Origin of the sequence: Pseudomonas phenolilytica (genome assembly GCF_021432765.1) — a bacterium.
Taxonomy (GTDB): Bacteria; Pseudomonadota; Gammaproteobacteria; order Pseudomonadales; family Pseudomonadaceae; genus Stutzerimonas; species Stutzerimonas phenolilytica.
Window position 1 is genome coordinate 3,134,504 of record NZ_CP058908.1, and the last position, 19,502, is coordinate 3,154,005.

Here is a 19,502-nt window from a genome sequence, read left to right on the forward strand (position 1 = left end):
TCAGCCCAGCGGGCGCAGGATGACCACGCCGAGCGGTGGCAGCGTCAGCTGCAGCGAGTACTGTTCGCCGTGCGCCGGCGTGCCTTCGGCAAGAATGCCGCCGCCATTACCGACGTTGGAGCCGCCATAGCATTGGGCATCGCTATTGAAGATTTCCTGCCAGCGCCCCTCTTGCGGCACACCTACGCGATAGCCCTCGCGCACCACCGGGGTGAAGTTGCCGATCACCAGCAGCGGACGGCCCTCGGCATCGCGGCGCAACCAGGCGAGCACGCTGTTACCGCGGTCATCGCCGATTAGCCACTGGAACCCACGCGGGTCGCTGTCGAGCTGATGCAGCGCCGGTTCCGTGCGATACAGCCGGTTCAGATCGCGTACCAGATGCTGCGCGCCCCGGTGGTCTGGCTCCTCGAGCAGAAACCAGTCCAGCTCGCGGTCGTGATTCCATTCGCGCCACTGGCCGAATTCGCTGCCCATGAACAGCAGCTTCTTGCCCGGATGCGTCCACATGAAGCTCAGGTACGCACGCAGGTTGGCAAACTTCTGCCAGCGATCCCCCGGCATCTTGTCGATCAGCGAGCCCTTGCCGTGCACCACCTCGTCATGGGAGATCGGCAGTACGAAGTACTCGGAGTAGGCATAGATCATGCCGAAGGTCATCTTGTCGTGGTGGTACCGGCGATGAACCGGGTCTTCCTGGATGTATTTGAGCGTGTCGTGCATCCAACCCATGTTCCATTTGTAGGAGAAGCCGAGCCCGCCTTCGCTGGTCGGCTTGCTGACGCCCGGGAAGGCGGTGGACTCCTCGGCGATCACCAGTGCACCGGGCGTTTCGCTGGCGACCACGTCGTTCAGGTGACGAAGAAAGTCGATCGCCTCCAGGTTCTCTCGGCCGCCGTGGCGGTTGGGAATCCACTCGCCGTCCTTGCGCGAGTAGTCGCGGTACAGCATCGAGGCGACCGCATCCACGCGCAGTGCATCGACGTGGAATTCGCGCAGCCAGTGCAGCGCCGAGGCCAGCATGAAGCCATGCACCTCGGTGCGGCCGAGGTTGTAGATGTAGGTGTCCCAGTCCTGGTGGAAGCCCTCGAACGGATGGTCGTACTCATACAGCGAGGTGCCGTCGAAGTCGCCCAGACCGTGGGCATCGGTCGGGAAATGCGCCGGCACCCAGTCGAGGATCACACCGATCCCCGCCTGGTGGCAGGCATCGACGAAGGTGGCGAAATCGTGCGCCGTGCCGTAGCGCGCGCTGGGGGCGAATTGCGACAGCGGCTGGTAACCCCAGGAACCGCCGAATGGGTGTTCCATGATCGGCATCAGTTCGATATGGGTGAAGCCCATCTCGACCACGTAGGGAATCAGTCGCTCGGCCAGCTCGTGCCAGTCATACAGGCGGTCGTCGTCCGCGCGCTGCCACGAGCCGGCATGCAGCTCGTAAATGCTCATCGGCGCATCGTAGGCCTGCAGCGCCTTTCGCCGTTGCAGCCAGTCGGCGTCGCGCCATTGGTACTCCAGTGGCCGCGCGACCACCGAAGCGGTACCCGGCGGGTGCTCGGTGGCCAGCGCCACCGGGTCGGCCTTGAGCGGCAGCACGCCCTGCGGACCGAGAATCTCGTACTTGTAGGCATCGCCCGGCTGCAGCCGCGGGATGAACAGCTCCCACACCCCCGAAGGGAATCGCAGCCGCATCGGATGACGGCGCCCGTCCCAGCCGTTGAAATCGCCCACCACCGAGACGCGTCGCGCATTCGGCGCCCATACCGCAAAGCGCACGCCAGCTACGCCATCGACCTCCACCACCTGGGAACCGAACACCCGGCCGATCTCGCGGTGGTTGCCTTCGGAGAACAGATGCATGTCGATCTCGCCCAGCTGCGGACCGAAGCTGTACGGGTCTTCGGTGATCTGCTCGCCGCCAGCCCAGCGGATGCGCAGCAGGTATGGCTGCGGATGCAGCAGGCGGGTGACGAAGAAGCCCGGGACCTGCCCCTGCTCCATGCTGCCCAGCGCGTTGGCACCGGAGCGATCCAGCACCTCGACGCCCAGCGCATTCGGCAGATAGGCACGAATGACCAGACCGTCGCCGTCGGCGTGCGGCCCGAGAATTGCGAACGGATCGCCGTGTTCGGCACGCACCAGCGCATCCACGTCGGCATCGCTGGGCAGCAGGTTTTCTCCGGGCATGACCACGGCCGGACGATTACTCATTGGGAACCTCCACTGGAAAGCTGTTGGGCCAGCGCGGCCAGCCCCTGCAACGGGACGGGCAGCCAGGCCGGGCGATTCTCTGCTTCGTAGGCCACTTCATAGGCCGTCTTGTCCAGGCTGAACAATGCCAGGGCGGCGGCGCCATCAGCCTCGCGCCAGGCGTGCGGCAGGTCGGCGGTTGCCTGTTGATAGGCGTCAAGAAACACTCGGTGCGCGCTCTGCCGGTAGTTTTCGGCAATCGTGCGGCGGGCCAGGTCGGCCTCGGCGGAGCTGTCGCTGACCTGAGCGTTGCGAATGGTCATCGCGGCGGCGTAGTCAAACGAGCGCAGCACGCCGGCGACATCCTTGAATGGGCTGAGCTTGGCGCGTCGCTGCTCCAGCGGCCGCGCCGGTTCGCCCTCGAAGTCGATGAAATAGGCATCGCCATGTGCCACCAGAATCTGTCCCAGATGCAGGTCACCGTGTACGCGGGTGCGCAGGCCACCCAGCGTTCTAGCAGCCAGAGATTGCACTTGTGCGATCAGCTGCTCGCGCTGCGTCAGCAGCTGCTCGACCAGCGCGGCATCCTTGCGCTCCAGGGTAGCGCGATGCTCGCCTAGCAGACTCAGCGCGCGCTCCAGCTGCGCGGTCACGGCCTCGGTCGTTTCCTGCACGTGGCGTTCGACGGTGCTTTCGCGGGCGAAATCGGGGTTGTCGGTGTCACTGGCGAGCACTCGGTGCATTTCGCCCAGGCGCCGGCCAAGCAGGCGGTTGAAGGCCTCCAGCTCGCCGAGCGCGCTGAACTGGTTCTCGTGCTCGGAAACACCGCCGCCCAGCTGATCGCGCACCGCACGGTCGAGGGTGTTGATCGTCCATTCCCAAGCATCGCCCTGGTTGTCCAGATAACGCTGCACGACGATCAGCGCATGCAGCTCGCCACGTGCATCGACGCGGTTGACCTGTCCGAGCATCGCCGAGATGTGGGTGAAACCCTGCGCGGTAAGGAAGCGCCCCATCTCTAGCTCCGGGTGGACGCCCGGGGAAACCCGGCGCAACAGCTTGAGCATCATGGCGTTGCCGATGATCGCCGAGCTGTTGGACTGCTCGCTGGACAGGTAGCGCACCTCGGCATCGGCCGGGACGCTGACGTGCGCCAATTGCGGCATGGCCTCGAAGCGAATTTCCCCGTCGCCGCAGGCCAGCACACGGCCTTCGCGCAGGCTCTGGATGACACCGTGCACGAAGGGTTCGAGGGTAAAGGCGTCGGTCAGCAGGCCGACCTGCGGTCCGCGCCGCGCACGCGCAATCGCCAGTTGCTGCGGTAGCGCGGTACCGAAATCCGCTTCGGCGAGATAGCCCAGCGGCAGCTGGTAGCGCTCGCTGCGGCCGGCGCTCTGCACGGCGATTTCGCTCAGCAGCAGCGGATGCTGCGCGTCGCCGAACGGCACCGCGTAGCAGATCTGGATCGAGTCTATGGCCGCATCCTTGCTGGCGAACCAGCGCCGTTTGGGCAGGTAAGTTCGCAGCGATTCGTTCTCGAGGATGCGTCTGTTACTGCCGCTGAGCGTGTCCAGGCGCTGGAACACCAGGGTCTGGAAGTCGGGCATGACGTCCACCGGCGCCTGGTGCCAACTCGGCATCTGATGCGTGGCCGCCAGCTGGAACCAGTAGAAGCCGTAGGGCGGCAGCGTCAGCAGGTACGGCAACTGGCCGATGGGCGGGAAGGCGCTGCCGCCAAGCATCTCCACCGGCACCATGCCGGCGTACTGCGACATCTCCAGTTCCGCCGCCTGCGCCGAGCGCGACAGATTGGCAACGCAGAATATCTGCTCGGTCTGCCCGTCCGGCCCGGGGAACTCGCGTAGATAGGCGAGGATGCGCCGGTTGCTCGGCGCCAGCATCTTCAGCGTGCCGCGGCCGAAGGCCTTGAACTGCTTGCGGATGGCGAGCATGCGCCGAGTCCAGTTGAGCAGCGAGTGCGGATCGCGCTGCTGCGCCTCGACGTTGATGGTGTAGTAGCCGTAGAGCGGGTCCATGATCGGCGGCAGTACCAGCCTGGGCTGATCGGCGCGGGAGAAGCCGCCGTTGCGGTCCACGGACCACTGCATCGGCGTGCGGACGCCGTCGCGGTCGCCGAGGAAGATGTTGTCGCCCATGCCGATCTCGTCGCCGTAATAGATCACCGGCGTACCCGGCATCGACAGCAACAGGCTGTTGAGCAGCTCGATGCGCCGCCGGTCGCGCTCCAGCAACGGCGCCAGCCGGCGACGGATGCCCAGGTTGATACGTGCGCGAGTGTCCGAGGCGTAGTAGTTCCACAGGTAGTCGCGCTCGCGGTCGGTCACCATCTCCAGCGTCAGCTCGTCGTGGTTGCGCAGGAAGATCGCCCACTGGCAGTTGTCCGGAATATCCGGCGTCTGGCGCAGGATGTCGGTGATCGGGAAGCGATCCTCCTGGGCGATGGCCATGTACATGCGTGGCATCAGTGGGAAGTGAAAGGCCATGTGGCACTCGTCGCCGGGACCACCGTTCTCGCCGCCGAAGTACAACTGGGTGTCTTCCGGCCACTGATTGGCTTCGGCCAGCAGCATGCGGTCGGGGTAGTTGGCGTCGATCTCCGCGCGAATCGCCTTGAGTACCGCATGGGTCTCCGGCAGGTTCTCGTTATTGGTGCCGTCGCGCTCGACCAGATAGGGAATGGCATCCAGCCGCAGACCGTCGATGCCCATGTCCAGCCAGTAGCGCATCACGCCGATGACCGCCTTCATCACCTGCGGGTTGTCGAAGTTCAGGTCCGGCTGGTGCGAATAGAAGCGGTGCCAGTAGTACTGCTGGGCGACCGGGTCCCAGGTCCAGTTGGACTTCTCGGTATCGAGGAAGATGATCCGCGTGCCCTGGTATTTGTCGTCGGTGTCGGACCACACGTAGAAATTGCGCGCCGCCGAGCCCTTCTTCGCCTTGCGCGCCCGCTGGAACCACGGGTGCTGGTCCGAGGTGTGGTTGATGACCAGCTCGGTGATCACCCGCAGCCCGCGCTTGTGGGCCTCGGCGATGAAGCGGCGAGCGTCGGCCATGTCGCCGTAGTCCGGATGCACGCCGCGGTATTCGGCGATGTCATAGCCGTCGTCGCGCCGCGGCGAGGGGTAGAACGGCAGCAGCCAGATGGTGTTGACGCCCAGATCGGCGATGTAGTCGAGCTTCTCGATCAGCCCGGCGAAGTCGCCGACGCCATCGTTGTTGGAGTCGAAGAACGACTTCAGGTGCACCTGATAGACCACCGCGTCCTTGTACCAGAGCGGGTCCTTGATAAAGGCGGCGGGTTTGCGGGCTTTGGCCATGTCTTTCGGTCCTCGTACCGCTGTGCCCCGGGCAATGTTGCCGCGCGGGCGTCAGTCGCTCGAAGCGACATTCGATTTGATCGATATGTGTCTGTTTCTAAAGCACTTGATGAGCTCTCTTGAGTCGTCACTTGAGGTCCGGATCGACGGGCGCGGCGGTCAACCGCCAGATCCCGAACGGCAGATGTGCCGGATCGATACGCATCCACTGGGTCTTGCCGTACCAGGTCCAGCGGTGGCCGTTCATCAGGTCCTCACCCTGGGTATGGGCATCGTCGCGCAGGCCCAGCTCCCATAACGGCAGCTCGAAGTGCGCTTCCTGCGGGTGATGCGGGTCGAGACTGATGGCGACCAGGATGAAATTGCTGCGGTCCTCGGTGCGTTTGCCGAAGTAGAAGATGTTGTCGTTCCACGCCAGGTAGGGCTGGAAGCCCAGGTGCGTCTGCAGCGCCGGGTTCTGCCGGCGGATGCGGTTGAGCTGGGCGATCTCGGCGACGATGTTGCCGGGTGCGTGGTAGTCGCGCGGACGGATCTGGTACTTCTCCGAATCCAGGTATTCCTCCTTGCCGGGGATCGCCGCCGCCTCGCACAGCTCGAAGCCGGAATACATGCCCCACAGTCCGGAGCCCATGGTCGCCAGTGCCGCGCGGATGAGAAAACCGGCGCGGCCGGAGTCCTGCAGGAAGAACGGATTGATGTCCGGCGTGTTGACGAAGAAGTTCGGCCGGTAGCAGTCGCGCAGCGGCGCTTCGTTGAGTTCGCTAAAGTACTCGGAAAGCTCCGCCTTGCTGTTGCGCCAGGTGAAATAGGTGTAACTCTGGCTGAAGCCGACCTTGCCCAGGCGCGCCATCATCGCCGGACGGGTGAACGCCTCGGAGAGGAACATCACGTCCGCGTCGCGCTCGCGGATATCGGCGATCAGCCATTCCCAGAACGGCAGCGGCTTGGTGTGCGGGTTGTCCACGCGAAAAATCTTCACGCCCTGCTCCACCCAGTGCCAGACCACGTCGCGCAGGGCGATCCAGAGACCGGGCATGGCGTCTTCGGCATAGAAATCGACGTTGACGATGTCCTGGTACTTCTTGGGCGGGTTCTCGGCGTACTTGATGGTGCCGTCCGGGCGCCAGGAGAACCAGCCGGGATGCTCCTTGAGCCAGGGGTGGTCCTGGGAACACTGGATGGCGAAGTCCAGCGCGATCTCCAGGCCGTGCTCGGCCGCCGCGGCGACCAGCGCGCGGAAGTCCTCGTGGGTGCCGAGCTGCGGGTGGATGGCATCGTGGCCCCCGTCCTCGCTGCCGATGGCGTAGGGGCTGCCGGGATCGTTCGGGCCGGCCTCCAGGCTGTTGTTCGGTCCTTTGCGGAAGGAGCGGCCGATGGGGTGGATCGGCGGGAAATACAGCACGTCGAACCCCATGTCGCGGATCGCCGGCAGGCGCTTGATCACATCGCGCAGGGTGCCGTGGCGGTTGGGGTCGTCGGTTTCCGAACGCGGGAACAGCTCGTACCAGCTGGCGAACTGCGCGCGCGTACGCTCCACCTCCAGCGCAAAGATCGGGCTGTGGCTGCAATGCTCGCGCGGGTCGGCATCGGCCATGACCGCGGCCGTCTCCTGCGCGAGCAACAGCGAAACCCGCTCGTCCTCCAGATGAGCCATCTGCAGACGATGCAGCAGGTCGTCGAGCATCGCGCGGGTTTCGCCCTGCGCACGCTCGGCCGCACGCTGCAGGTGCAACCGCCCTTCTTCCAGCTCCACGCCGATCGGCACGCCGGCCGCGTGTTTCTTCGACAGTTCGTAGCGATAGCTCTCGAACACATCCCACCAGGCTTCGATGCGAAATTCGTGCGCCGCCACCTGGGTCGCCGTGAACTGACCGGACCAATGATCGTTACCCAGCAGCTTCAGGCGCGCCCGCCGCCAGCTCTCCTCGCCACGTGCCCGCCAGCACACCGAGGCGGCCAGCTGGTCGTGGCCATCGGCGAAGATGCGGCTGGTCACCGTCACCGGCTGGCCGATGATCGCCTTGGCCGCGAACCGGCCGTTCTCCACCACCGGCTCGGTGGATTCGATGGCGATACGCCCCATCTGCAGGGCTTCTTCGAGGCGCGGGTGAAGGGCGTGTGCATCGGTCATCGGCGGGCTCCTGTGCGTTGCGTTGCGGCACGCGACAGCCGACAGGCGCAAGGCAGTCGGCTGCACGGGTGGCCGCAAAGGACCGTCCGCATGACGCGGACTCCCTTCTTCCGAGCCGAGGCCGGGCGGAAAAGTTCAGGCCGCGCGGCCCTGCGCTACCAACGGCAGCGCCCGCCCGTCGCGCATCCCCTGCCTGGCGATGACCGGCTGGAACCACCGGATGCCCGCCACCTCCATCGCTATGGCTATGCTCGTTCAGCAGCCATCCGCCAGGAGGACTTCCATGACCCACGCACGCCCCGATATTCCGCAACCCGATCCGGTAGTCCACGACAAGCCCGGCGATGTCCCGCAGGTGCCCTGCCCCGACGAGCTGGACGAGAACAAGCCGGGCTCGCCCTATGGCGGCCAGACCGTCGCCGACCCGGACGACCAGCAGCCCAGTTAGGTCTCGTGCTTGCGGCCGTCGCGAGCGGGGTGCGGCAGCCGCCTGCTAGACGCCGGGCAGCTGCCCAAGCGCGGCCGCGAGGTTCTGGCGGGTCGAGCGGTAATCCGCCCAGGGATCGTCGGCGAGTGTCGCCAGGCGCTCGGCGAGATTGCGGATGTGCCACTGATTCGCGTCATCGATAAGCGCCAGCTCGGCGCGCTGCAACGGTACCGAAACCGCGAGCCCCGGCCGCGCCCGCGCTGAATAGGCGGCCACGGTGCTGGCGCCCTTCTGGTTACGCAGGTAATCGACGAAGATTCGACCGACGCGGTTCTGTGGTCCCATCTTGTCGACGATCAGCGTCGGCGCCTCGTGCGCCAGACGCTCACTGACCGCGCGGGCGAACTGCCGCACCCGCTCCCAGTCATGCCGGCGGTCGATCGGCACCACCACGTGCATGCCGCGCCCGCCGCTGGTCTTGATGAACGCCCGCAGGCAGAGCGTGTCGAGCAGCTGCAGCGTCAGTTCGGTTGCTTCGACCATGCTCGACCAAGGCAACGCCGGATCGGGGTCGAGATCGAAAATCACCCGATCGGGTCGTTCGATGCGGTCGCTGCGGGCGTTCCAGGTGTGGAATTCGATGCTGCCCATCTGCACCGCTTCGACCACCGCCGTGATGCTGTCGGCCTGCATCAGCCGCGCATGCTCAGGATCGAGCGCGCGGTCGAGCAGGCGCATGTGCGGCATCTTCAGCCGCCCGCAGTGGCGCTGGAAGAAGGTTTCTCCGGCAAGGCCCTCCGGCGCACGCACCAACGACAGCGGCCGCCCCCTGAGCTGCGGCAGCAGCCATTCGGCAACGCCGAGGTAATACTCGGCCAGCTCGCGCTTGCTGACGCCACTGGCGGCATCGATGACCCGCTGCGCACTGCTGATGCCCACGCCGCCGACCTGCGGGCGGCCCGTACTCTTGCGCGGCGCGCGCATGCCGGCCGTCATCCGGCCTTCTTGCGGGGTGTGGTTTTGCGCGGCTCGCTTGCAGCGGATTTGCTCGCGCGGGAGGTGGTGCTCTTCGGCTTGGCCTTGCTCGACGGCTTGGCCTTGGCGGACGGCTTCTCACCTTCGCCAGCACCGTCCTCGGCGTCATCCGCTGCTGCGCGTGCCTTGCCCGGTTTGGCAGCCAGGCTGCGCTTGAGCAGTTCGGTGAGGTCGATGACGTCCGCCCCACGCCGGTCCACGGCCTCCTCCGGCCCGCCGACGGCTTCGAGCTTGCCTTCGCGGGCCTTCTTCTCCACCAGATCCATGATCTGGTTCTGGAAGGTGTCCTTGTACTGTTCGGGCTTCCACTGCTCGCTCATGTCCTCGACCAGCCGTTTGGCCATCTCCAGTTCGCGCTCGGCCAACTCGGGATCGAGCGCTTCGTCCTTCAGTTCCAGATATTCCACGCCACGCACCTCGTCGGCCCAACGCAGCGTATTCATCACCAGCGCCTTGCCCAGCGGCATCACCACCGCCAGGTGCTGCTTGTTGCGCAGCACCACGTTGGCAATGCCGACCTTGCCGGTCTGGATCAGCGTCTCGCGCAGCAGCGCGTAGACCTTCTCGCCGCGCCGGTCGGGCGTCAGGTAATACGGCGTGTCGATGTAGAGAAAGGAAATGTCCTTGGCGTCGACGAAGGCGACGATGTCCACCGTCTGCGTCGCCTTGGGGTGTGCGGCCTTGATCTCGTCGTCGCTGAGCACGATGTAGTGGCCTTTCTCGTACTCGATGCCTTTGACGATGTCATCGCTGTCGATGTCCTCGCCGGTGGTCTTGTTGATGCGCTTGTAGCCGACGCGGTCCATGCTGCGCTTGTCCAGCCAGTCGAAATCGATGCCGGTGCGCGTGGTGGCCGGCACCAGTGCCACCGGGATGTGCACCAGACCGAAACTGACGGCACCTTTCCAGATCGTGCGAGGCATGGCGTTTCTCCCGAGTTTGAACGGTCAGCCGTTGACCACCGTGCCGCCGTTGACGTGCAGCACCTGCCCGCTGACGTAGGACGAGTCGCTGCTGGCCAAGTAAACATAGGCCGGCGCGACTTCCTCCGGCTGGCCGGGGCGCTTCATCGGCACGTTGCTGCCGAATTCGGCAACCTTGTCCGCATCGAACGTCGACGGAATCAACGGCGTCCAGATCGGCCCCGGTGCCACGCCGTTGACACGGATACCGCGCTCGGCCAGGTGCATGGCCAGCGCCCGGGTGAAACCGACGATGGCACCCTTGGTGGAGGAATAGTCGATCAGCATCGGGTTGCCCTTGTAGGCCGTCACCGAGGTGGTATTGATGATCGCGGCACCTTCGCGCAGGAGTGGCAGCGCGGCCTGGGTCATCTGGAACATGCCGAACACGTTGGTGCGGAAGGTCTTTTCCCACTGTTGCTGGCTGACGTCCTCGAAGCGTTCCTGTGGGTGCTGCTCGGCGGCGTTGTTGACCAGAATGTCGAGCCGGCCCAGCTGCGCCAGTGTCTCGTCGACCACCCGGCGACAGACATCCTTCTCGGCGACGTCGCCGGCAAAGGTCAGGCAGCGGCGGCCGTAGCGTTCGATCACGCGGCGGGTTTCTTCGGCGTCCTGATGCTGATCGAGGTAGAGAATCGCCACATCCGCGCCCTCGCGGGCGAACAGCACCGCCACCGAGCGGCCGATGCCACTGTCGCCGCCGGTGATGATCGCCACCTTGCCAGCGAGCTTGCCGGCGGCCTTGTAGTCCTCGCCACGGTATTCCGGGCTCGGATGCATCAGCCCTTCCTTGCCGGGTTCGGGTTGCTGCTGCGGCGGCAAAGTCTGGTTGTCGGCCATGAAAAATCCTCCGTCAAGGTGAGTAACCTGTCTTCGGAGGACTTGGCGTGCAGTGGAAAAGTTTCTACGCCGCGATGAGAGGGCCTGTTACAGCGTCAGCACGACGCGGCCGCGCGGCACGCCGCTCTCCACGTAGCGGTGGGCCTCGACGACCTGCTCGAAGCGAAACTGTCGGTCGAGCTGCGGCGTGATCAGCCCGTCGGCGGTCAGCTGGTTGATGTGCTGCAGCGCGCGCTCGACGGCTTCGCGCTTCTGCTCGATGCCCAGCTCCGGCTGGCCGGTGAAATCGCACAGGCAGTGCAGGAAGAACTTGAAGTTCTTCTTGAACGCCGCGCAGGCAGGGAACGCCGTCTCGTTACCGCCGTTCATGCCGTAGAGAATCAGTTTGCCCAGCGGGGCGATCACATCGCCGAGCAGTTTCATCTGCGAGCCGCCGCAAGCGTCGAGCACCACCTCGACGCCGCGGCCGTCGGTGATCTTCTGCAGACGCCCGACGAGGTCTTCCTCTTCGGTGACGATGACCGTCTCGGCGCCCAGCTCGCGCAGGTAGTCGCGGTCCTCGGCGGTGTCGCAGGTGGCGATCACCCGCGCGCCCAGCGCCTTGCCCAGCTGCACGGCAGCCGGCCCGGTGCAGTGGTTGGCCTGGGTGATCAGTACGTACTGACCGGGCTCCAGCTGCGCCAGATCGATCAGCGCGAAATAGCTGATCAACATCGGTACGTAATGAATCGCCGCCTCGCTGGCGTCGAGCATGTCCGGGTAGTGCACCAGCGACTGCTGCGGCAGCAGCACCTGCTCGGCATACAACGGATACTGGTTGAGATCGTGCGCGGGAAAACCCGCCACCCGGTCGCCGACGGCGAAGCCCTGCACATCGGCGCCGACCGCAATCACCTCGCCGGCCACCTCGCTGCCCAGCCCGGCCGGCAGGCGTGCGTGACGCGGCGCCAGGTCCTGACGCCAGAGCACATCGTTCCAGCTCACGCCGATGGCGCGGACATCGAGCAACACTTCGCCCGGCCCCGGCACGGGCGTGTCGCGTTCTTCCAGACGTAGAACGTCCGCCGTGCCGAACTGGTGGAAACGGATGATGCGGGACATCGCGACCCCTCGCTTACTGCTTGTGCAGGATGGACTCTATCGTCCCTACCGGGACAACTCCAGACGGCGCCCCTGCATTCCGGTCGATAATCGCCATGCGTGTAAATGATGCGGGCGTGCATGTATCGACGCACGCGGCTCGTCGGTACGGCAGTTACAAAGCGCGAAAGCGCTATGCCGATGCACCGCCGATCTGTCTAGAATGCAGCCCGGCCCGCTTCCGCCGGACTTCACCAGAAGAACAAGCATGAACCGCAACGACTTGCGCCGCGTGGATCTGAACCTGCTGATCGTCTTCGAAACGCTGATGCACGAGCGCAGCGTCACGCGCGCGGCGGAAAAGCTCTTCCTCGGCCAGCCGGCCATCAGTGCCGCGCTGGCGCGCCTGCGCACGCTGTTCGACGATCCACTGTTCGTGCGCACCGGGCGCAGCATGGAACCCACCGCCCGCGCCCAGGAGATCGCCCGGCTGCTGTCGCCGGCGCTGGACTCGATCTCCACAGCGGTCAGCCGTGCCTCGTCCTTCGACCCGGCCACCAGCAGCCAAGTGTTTCGCATCGGCCTGACCGATGAAGTGGAGTTCGCCCTGCTGCCGCCGCTGTTGCGCCGCCTGCGCGCCGAGGCGCCCGGCGTGGTGCTGGTGGTGCGCCGCGCCAACTACCTGCTGATGCCCGGGCTGCTGGCCTCCGGCGAGATCTCCGTGGGCGTCTGCTACACCGAGGAGCTGCCGGCCAACGCCAAGCGCAAGGTCTTGCGCCGGCCGCGGCCGATGCTGCTGCGTGCCGACAGCATTCCCGGCCCGCTCAGCTTCGACGACTACTGCGCACGCCCGCATGCGATGGTCTCCTTCGCCGGCGACTTGACCGGTTATATCGACGAGGAGCTGGCCCGGCACGGCTGCAAGCGCCGGGTCGTGCTTGCAGTGCCGCAGTTCAACGGGCTGTCCGCGCTGCTCGCCGGCACCGACATCATCGCCACCGTGCCCGACTACGCTGCCGCCGCGCTGGTGGCCCACGGAGGCCTGCGCGCCGAGGTGCTGCCGTTCGAGACCAGCCAGGATTTCGAACTCTCGATGGCCTGGCGCGGCGCTCAGGACAACGACCCCGCCGAGCGCTGGCTGCGTTCGCGCATCCAGATGTTCATCGGCGACCCCGACAGCCTGTAGGGTGGAAAACGGCGCAGCCTTTTCCACGCGTCTCGCCGCCCCAGCACGCCGTCACGCCTTTCTCGACTTCACTGCCCAGTGCCCTGACCGCCAGCTGACGCTGCCGATCGACGCCGCGCATCGGTGGAAAAGACCTAGCGGTCGTTTTCCACCCTACCGTTATCGACTGCTACTGATCATCGATGCGCAACCATCACCGCCAATGATATTCACCTTCGGCTCGTTCGATTTCTGCCAACAGCGCTGACCGCGCAGACTCCCGCCATCGATAAAACCCGACTTGCGGAGTCAAGCATGGACCGTTCGCTCTACGCCTTGCGTTTTCCCCTTCTGGCTCTGGTGGTGCTGGTCAGCGCCGCCTGCGGCAAGACCCCGGAGGCCACCCAGTCGGGCATGCCGCCGCCTTCGGTCAGCGTGGCCGAAGTCATCGAACAACCGGTGACCGAATGGGACGAAGTCACCGGCCGCCTGGAAGCGCCGGAATCGGTGGACATCCGCCCGCGCGTTTCCGGCTTCATCGACAAGGTGGCCTTCGAGGAAGGCGCGCTGGTGAAGAAAGGCGACCTGCTGTTCCAGATCGACCCGCGCCCGTTCCAGGCTGAGGTCAAGCGCCTGCAGGCGCAGCTACAGCAGGCCCGCGCCACCCAGCAACGCACTGCCACCGAAGCCGAACGCGGCCAGCGTCTGCGGCAGAAGAATGCGATTTCCGCGGAACTCGCCGACGCCCGTGTCAGCGCCGCCAGCGAAGCGAAGTCGGCGGTCGCAGCGATCCAGGCGCAGCTGGACAAGGCCCAGCTGGACCTGTCCTTTACCCGGGTCACCGCCCCCATCGACGGCCGCGTCGGCCGCGCGCTGATCACCTCCGGCAATCTGGTCAACGCCGGCGAGGCGTTGCTGACCACGTTGGTCTCGACCGACAAGGTGTATGCCTACTTCGAGGCGGACGAGCGCACCTATCTGAAGTACCGCGAGCTGGCCCGCGAGGGCGAGCGCGGCGAGGCAACGCCGGTGTATCTCGGCCTGTCCGACGAGGATGGCCATCCGCACCTGGGCCGCATGGACTTCATCGACAACCAGGTCGACCCGCGTACCGGCACCATCCGCGGCCGCGCGGTGTTCGACAACCGCGACGGCCGCTTCACCCCCGGTCTCTATGCCCGCCTCAAGCTGGTCGGCAGCGCCACCTACGACGCCGTACTGATCAAGGACGTGGCAGTCGGGACCGACCTGGGCAAAAAGTTCGTGCTGGTGCTCAAGCAGGACGGCACGGTCGATTACCGCCCCGTCGAGCTGGGACCGAAGCTCGAAGGTCTGCGCATCGTGCGCGCCGGGCTGGCGAAGGACGAAACCATCGTCGTCAACGGCCTGCAGCGGGTACGCCCGGGCAGCGCCGTGAAGCCGGAGACGGTGCCGATGGCGGATGCCGAGACCCTCGCCGCACTGAAGCAACAGAGCCGCGCGATCAGCGAGGCGATGAAGCCGCAAGTGGTCGAACGCAGCCTGGCGCGTCGTCCGAGCAGCTGAAAACCAACCAACCGCTGACCTGAATCCGGCGCGTTGCGCGCCCATCCGATCGATCCGCCTGGGCGCGCCCGCCGCGCCCTACCCCGGAGTGCGTCATGAATTTCTCGCAATTCTTCATCAAGCGGCCAATCTTCGCCGCCGTGCTGTCGCTGGTGATCCTCATCGCCGGCGCCATCTCGCTGTTCCAGCTGCCGATCAGTGAATACCCCGAGGTCGTCCCGCCCACCGTGGTGGTGCGCGCCAACTTCCCCGGCGCCAACCCCAAGGTGATCGGCGAGACCGTTGCCTCGCCGCTGGAACAGGCCATCACCGGCGTCGAGGGCATGCTCTACATGTCGTCTCAGGCGACCGCCGACGGCAAGCTGACGCTGACCATCACCTTCGCCCTCGGCACCGACCTGGACAACGCCCAGGTGCAGGTGCAGAACCGCGTGACGCGCACCATGCCGACCTTGCCCACCGAGGTGCAGCGCCTGGGCGTGACCGTGGACAAGGCCTCCCCCGACCTGACCATGGTGGTGCACCTGACCTCGCCGGATAACCGCTACGACATGCTCTACCTGTCCAACTACGCCGCACTCAACGTCAAGGACGAACTGGCGCGACTGGACGGTGTGGGCGACGTGCAGCTGTTCGGTCTGGGCAACTATTCCCTGCGCGTCTGGCTCGACCCGAACAAGGTCGCCCAGCGCAACCTTACGGCCACCGACGTGGTCAACGCCATCCGCGAGCAGAACCGTCAGGTCGCCGCCGGTGCCCTGGGCGCGCCACCGGCGCCGGGCGCCACCGACTTCCAGCTGTCGATCAACACCCAGGGTCGCCTGGTGGACGAGGAGGAGTTCGAGAACATCATCGTGCGTGCCGGCGCCGACGGCGAGATCACCCGCCTGAAGGACATCGCCCGCATCGAACTGGGTTCCAGCCAGTACGCCCTGCGCTCGTTGCTGAACAACCAGCCGGCGGTGGCCATCCCGATCTTCCAGCGGCCGGGCTCCAACGCCATCGCCATCTCGGACCTGGTACGCGAGCGCATGGCCGAGCTGAAGCAGGAATTCCCCCAGGGCGTTGATTACGAGATCGTCTACGACCCGACCATCTTCGTGCGCGGCTCCATCGAGGCGGTGGTGCATACCCTGCTCGAGGCCATCGTGCTGGTGGTGCTGGTGGTGATCCTGTTCCTGCAGACCTGGCGCGCCTCGATCATTCCGCTGGCCGCCGTGCCGGTATCGCTGATCGGCACCTTCGCGGTCATGCACCTGCTCGGTTTCTCGCTCAATGCGCTGTCACTGTTCGGCCTGGTGCTGGCCATCGGCATCGTGGTGGATGACGCCATCGTCGTGGTGGAGAACGTTGAGCGCAACATCGGTCTGGGCAAGTCGCCAGTGGAAGCGACCCGTCAGGCCATGAAGGAAGTGACCGGGCCGATCATCGCCACCGCCCTGGTGCTCTGCGCGGTGTTCATCCCGACCGCCTTCATTTCCGGCCTCACCGGGCAGTTCTACCAGCAGTTCGCGCTGACCATCGCCATTTCCACGGTGATCTCGGCGATCAACTCGCTGACGCTGTCGCCGGCGCTGGCCGCTACCCTGCTCAAGGCCCATGACGCACCGAAGGATGGCTTTTCGCGGCTGCTCGACCGGCTGCTCGGCGGCTGGCTGTTCCGCCCGTTCAACCGTGTTTTCGACCGCGCCAGCCATGGCTACGTCGGCGTGGTGCGGCGCATTCTGCGCGGCAGCGCGGTCGCGCTGGTGGTCTACGTCGGCCTGGTCGGCCTCGGCTACATGGGCTTCGCCAGCACGCCGACCGGCTTCGTGCCGCCGCAGGATAAGCAGTACCTGGTCGCCTTCGCCCAGTTGCCGGACGCCGCCACCCTGGACCGCACCGAGGACGTGATCAAGCGCATGTCGGAGATTGCCGGCAAGCACCCCGGCGTGGAGAACACCGTGGCCTTCCCGGGGCTGTCGATCAACGGCTTCACCAACAGCACCAACAGCGGCATCGTCTTCACCCCGTTGAAACCCTTCGACCAGCGCACCGATCCGTCGCTCTCCGCCGGTGCCATCGCGGCGGACCTCAACGGCCAGTTCGCGCAGATCCAAGACGCCTTCATTGCCATCTTTCCGCCGCCGCCCGTGCAGGGCCTGGGCACCATCGGCGGGTTCCGCGTGCAGGTGCAGGACCGTGGCAACCTGGGCTACGAGGAGCTGTACACCCAGGTGCAGAACGTCATCGCCAAGAGTGCCGACTACCCGGAATTGGCCGGCCTGTTCACCAGCTATCAGGTCAACGTGCCGCAGGTGGATGCCGATATCGACCGCGAGAAGGCCAAGACCCACGGCGTGGCCATCGACGACATCTTCGACACCATGCAGGTCTACCTGGGCTCGCTGTACGCCAACGACTTCAATCGCTTCGGCCGCACCTATCAGGTCAACGTCCAGGCCGACCAGAAGTTCCGCCTGGCGCCCGAGCAGATCGGCCAGCTGAAAGTGCGCAACAACCGCGGCGAGATGGTCCCGCTGTCGACCTTCGTCAGCGTCACCGACAGCGCCGGCCCGGACCGGGTGATGCACTACAACGGCTTCCTCACCGCCGAGATCAACGGCGCGGCCGCACCGGGCTACAGCTCAGGGCAAGCCGAGGCCGCCATGGAGCGCCTGCTCAAGGCTGAATTGCCGAATGGCATGAGCTACGAATGGACCGAGCTGACCTACCAGCAGATTCTCGCCGGCAACACCGCGGTGTTCGTCTTCCCGCTCTGCGTGCTGCTGGCCTTCCTGGTGCTGGCCGCGCAGTACGAGAGCTGGAGCCTGCCGCTGGCGGTGATCCTGATCGTGCCGATGACGCTGCTCTCGGCCATCACCGGGGTGATCCTGGCTGGCAGCGACAACAACGTCTTCACCCAGATCGGCCTGATCGTGCTGGTGGGCCTGGCGTGCAAGAACGCCATCCTCATCGTCGAGTTCGCCAAGGATAAACAGGAGGAAGGCATGGACCGCCTCGCCGCCACCCTGGAAGCCTGCCGCCTGCGTCTGCGGCCGATCCTGATGACCAGCTTCGCCTTCATCATGGGCGTGGTGCCGCTGGTGCTCTCCAGCGGGGCCGGCGCCGAGATGCGCCATGCCATGGGTGTCGCGGTATTCAGCGGCATGCTCGGGGTGACCTTCTTTGGTCTGCTGCTGACGCCGGTGTTCTATCTGGTGATTCGCGCCTTCGTCGAGAAGCGTGAAGCGCGCAAGGCGGTATTCAAGGAGGCCCGCGCATGAAGTTCTTCGCCCTTTCCCTGCTCACTCTGGCGCTGAGCGCCTGCGCGGTCGGCCCCGATTACCGCGCGCCGCAGCCGGAACCGGCACATATCGAGCGTGCCGCCGCTGGAAGCTACGACCGCTCGCGGTTCGAAGCGGCCTGGTGGCGACAGTTCGACGATCCGACGCTGGATGCGCTGGTCAGCAAATCCCTGGCGGAAAACCGCGAACTGCGCATCGCCTACGCTCGCCTGCAGGCGGCGCGGGCGATCCGCGATGACATCAGCAACGACCGCCTGCCGACCGTCACGGCGGGCGCCCGCGCCGATATCGGCAAGGCGCAGCAACCGGGCGTCACCGAGCGGCGGGTGAACAGCGAGCGTTACGATCTGGGCCTGGACATGATCTGGGAACTGGACCTGTTCGGCCGCATCCAGCGCCGCCTGGAAGCCAGCGAGGCGCAGGCCGACGTCGCCGAGGCCGAGTTGTATCAGTTGCAGGTCAGCCTGATCGCCGAGCTGGTCGATGCTTACGGGCAACTGCGTGGCGCCCAGCTGCGCGAACGCATCGCCCGCGACAACCTGGCCAACCAGCGCAATTCCCACGAGCTGACCGAACAGCTGCGCGACGCCGGCATGGGCAGCGAACTCGATGTGCTGCGCGCCGACGCACGACTGGCGGCCACCGAGGCGAGCCTGCCGCAGCTACAGGCGCAGCAGACGCGCGCCCGCAACCGCATCGCCACGCTGCTCGGCCAACGCGCCGATCGGCTCAGCGTCGACCTCGCACCGCGCGAGCTGCCGGCGATTGCCAAAGCCCTACCGATCGGCGATCCCGGCGAACTGTTGCGCCGCCGCCCGGATATCCGTGCAGCCGAGCGCCAGCTGGCGGCCGCCACGGCTGATGTTGGCGTGGCGACGGCCGATCTGTTTCCGCGGGTGAGTATGTCGGGCTTTCTCGGCTTCATCGCCGGGCGCGGCTCGCAGATCGGTTCCAGCGCGGCGCGGGCCTGGGGCGCGGCGCCGAGCATCAGTTGGGCGGCGTTCGATCTCGGCAGCGTGCGCGCCCGCTTACGCGGTGCCGAAGCGGATGCCGACGGCGCGCTGGCGAACTATGAGCAACAGGTACTGCTGGCGCTGGAAGAATCGGAAAACGCCTTCAGCGATTATGCCCGGGCGCAGGAGCGCCAGCTGTCGTTGCTGCGCCAATCCACCGCCAGCCGCGCCGCGGCGCAGCAGGCGGCGATCCGTTATCGCGAAGGCACGGTGGATTTCCTCGTCCTGCTCGACGCCGAACGCGAACGTCTCGCCGCCGAAGACGCCCAGGCGCAGGCGGAAATCGAGGTCTATCGCGGCATCGTCGCGCTCTACAAGGCGCTCGGTGGCGGCTGGAGGCCGAGCGCCTGATACCGGCTCTCTCGTTGGATCGCCTCCTGGTCGATCACTTTCGCCCCGGGTGCTGCAACGCCGCGGGGCATTTTTTTTTGCCGCTCGGCAGCACCTCTCTTTCGTCCGCCTCGCTCTTGAGCGAAGCACGCCGTGCCT

12 protein-coding genes are annotated in these 19,502 nt (G+C 65.9%); 5 read left to right on the forward strand and 7 right to left on the reverse strand.

Annotated elements, in window-relative coordinates; translation table 11 throughout:
* From glgB to HU825_RS15035, 3 genes are all read right to left on the reverse strand, one after another.
* Positions 1–2,211: a 1,4-alpha-glucan branching protein GlgB gene (glgB, locus tag HU825_RS15025; protein WP_138299928.1), complete on the reverse strand. Its 2,211-nt coding sequence runs from the start codon at positions 2,209–2,211 to the stop codon at positions 1–3.
* The gene (gene treS / locus HU825_RS15030) at positions 2,208–5,528 is read right to left on the reverse strand and encodes a maltose alpha-D-glucosyltransferase (protein WP_234302373.1); all 3,321 of its coding nucleotides are present in this window, start codon (positions 5,526–5,528) and stop codon (positions 2,208–2,210) included. The genes glgB and treS overlap by 4 nt, the downstream gene beginning before the upstream one ends.
* Positions 5,529–5,655: 127 nt before the next feature.
* Complete coding sequence (locus tag HU825_RS15035) at positions 5,656–7,659, reverse strand: alpha-1,4-glucan--maltose-1-phosphate maltosyltransferase (protein ID WP_234302374.1); 2,004 nt, start codon at positions 7,657–7,659, stop codon at positions 5,656–5,658.
* Positions 7,660–7,942: 283 nt separating this feature from the next.
* Here HU825_RS15035 and HU825_RS15040 point away from each other — a divergent pair, with 283 nt between their 5' ends.
* Positions 7,943–8,107 carry a hypothetical protein gene (locus tag HU825_RS15040; RefSeq protein WP_003291248.1) on the forward strand — a complete coding sequence of 55 codons (165 nt, stop codon included), beginning with the start codon at positions 7,943–7,945 and terminating at the stop codon, positions 8,105–8,107.
* Positions 8,108–8,152: 45 nt separating this feature from the next.
* Here the strand turns inward: HU825_RS15040 and ligD are convergent, their stop codons facing one another.
* From ligD to HU825_RS15060, 4 genes are all read right to left on the reverse strand, one after another.
* A complete protein-coding gene (gene ligD / locus HU825_RS15045; protein ID WP_234302375.1) occupies positions 8,153–9,082 on the reverse strand; it encodes a non-homologous end-joining DNA ligase in 930 nt (309 codons plus the stop codon).
* Complete coding sequence (locus HU825_RS15050) at positions 9,079–10,044, reverse strand: non-homologous end joining protein Ku (protein WP_234302376.1); 966 nt, start codon at positions 10,042–10,044, stop codon at positions 9,079–9,081. The genes ligD and HU825_RS15050 overlap by 4 nt, the downstream gene beginning before the upstream one ends.
* 24 nt (positions 10,045–10,068) lie before the next feature.
* Positions 10,069–10,923, reverse strand: coding sequence for an SDR family oxidoreductase (locus HU825_RS15055; protein WP_234302377.1), 855 nt, complete (start codon positions 10,921–10,923; stop codon positions 10,069–10,071).
* Positions 10,924–11,010: 87 nt separating this feature from the next.
* The gene (locus HU825_RS15060) at positions 11,011–12,024 is read right to left on the reverse strand and encodes a zinc-dependent alcohol dehydrogenase family protein (RefSeq protein ID WP_234302378.1); all 1,014 of its coding nucleotides are present in this window, start codon (positions 12,022–12,024) and stop codon (positions 11,011–11,013) included.
* Between the two features lie 247 nt (positions 12,025–12,271).
* Here HU825_RS15060 and HU825_RS15065 point away from each other — a divergent pair, with 247 nt between their 5' ends.
* The 4 genes from HU825_RS15065 to HU825_RS15080 all read left to right on the forward strand — a co-directional run bounded on the left by HU825_RS15065 (position 12,272) and on the right by HU825_RS15080 (position 19,364).
* Positions 12,272–13,189, forward strand: coding sequence for a LysR substrate-binding domain-containing protein (locus HU825_RS15065; protein ID WP_054093025.1), 918 nt, complete (start codon positions 12,272–12,274; stop codon positions 13,187–13,189).
* Between the two features lie 294 nt (positions 13,190–13,483).
* The gene (gene mexE / locus HU825_RS15070) at positions 13,484–14,713 is read left to right on the forward strand and encodes a multidrug efflux RND transporter periplasmic adaptor subunit MexE (protein ID WP_077683372.1); all 1,230 of its coding nucleotides are present in this window, start codon (positions 13,484–13,486) and stop codon (positions 14,711–14,713) included.
* A 95-nt stretch (positions 14,714–14,808) separates the two neighbouring features.
* On the forward strand, positions 14,809–17,979 hold the full coding sequence (locus HU825_RS15075; RefSeq protein ID WP_138299935.1) for an efflux RND transporter permease subunit: 3,171 nt from the start codon (positions 14,809–14,811) through the stop codon (positions 17,977–17,979).
* On the forward strand, positions 17,976–19,364 hold the full coding sequence (locus HU825_RS15080) for an efflux transporter outer membrane subunit (protein WP_234302379.1): 1,389 nt from the start codon (positions 17,976–17,978) through the stop codon (positions 19,362–19,364). The genes HU825_RS15075 and HU825_RS15080 overlap by 4 nt, the downstream gene beginning before the upstream one ends.
* The last annotated feature ends 138 nt before the right edge of the window (positions 19,365–19,502 follow it).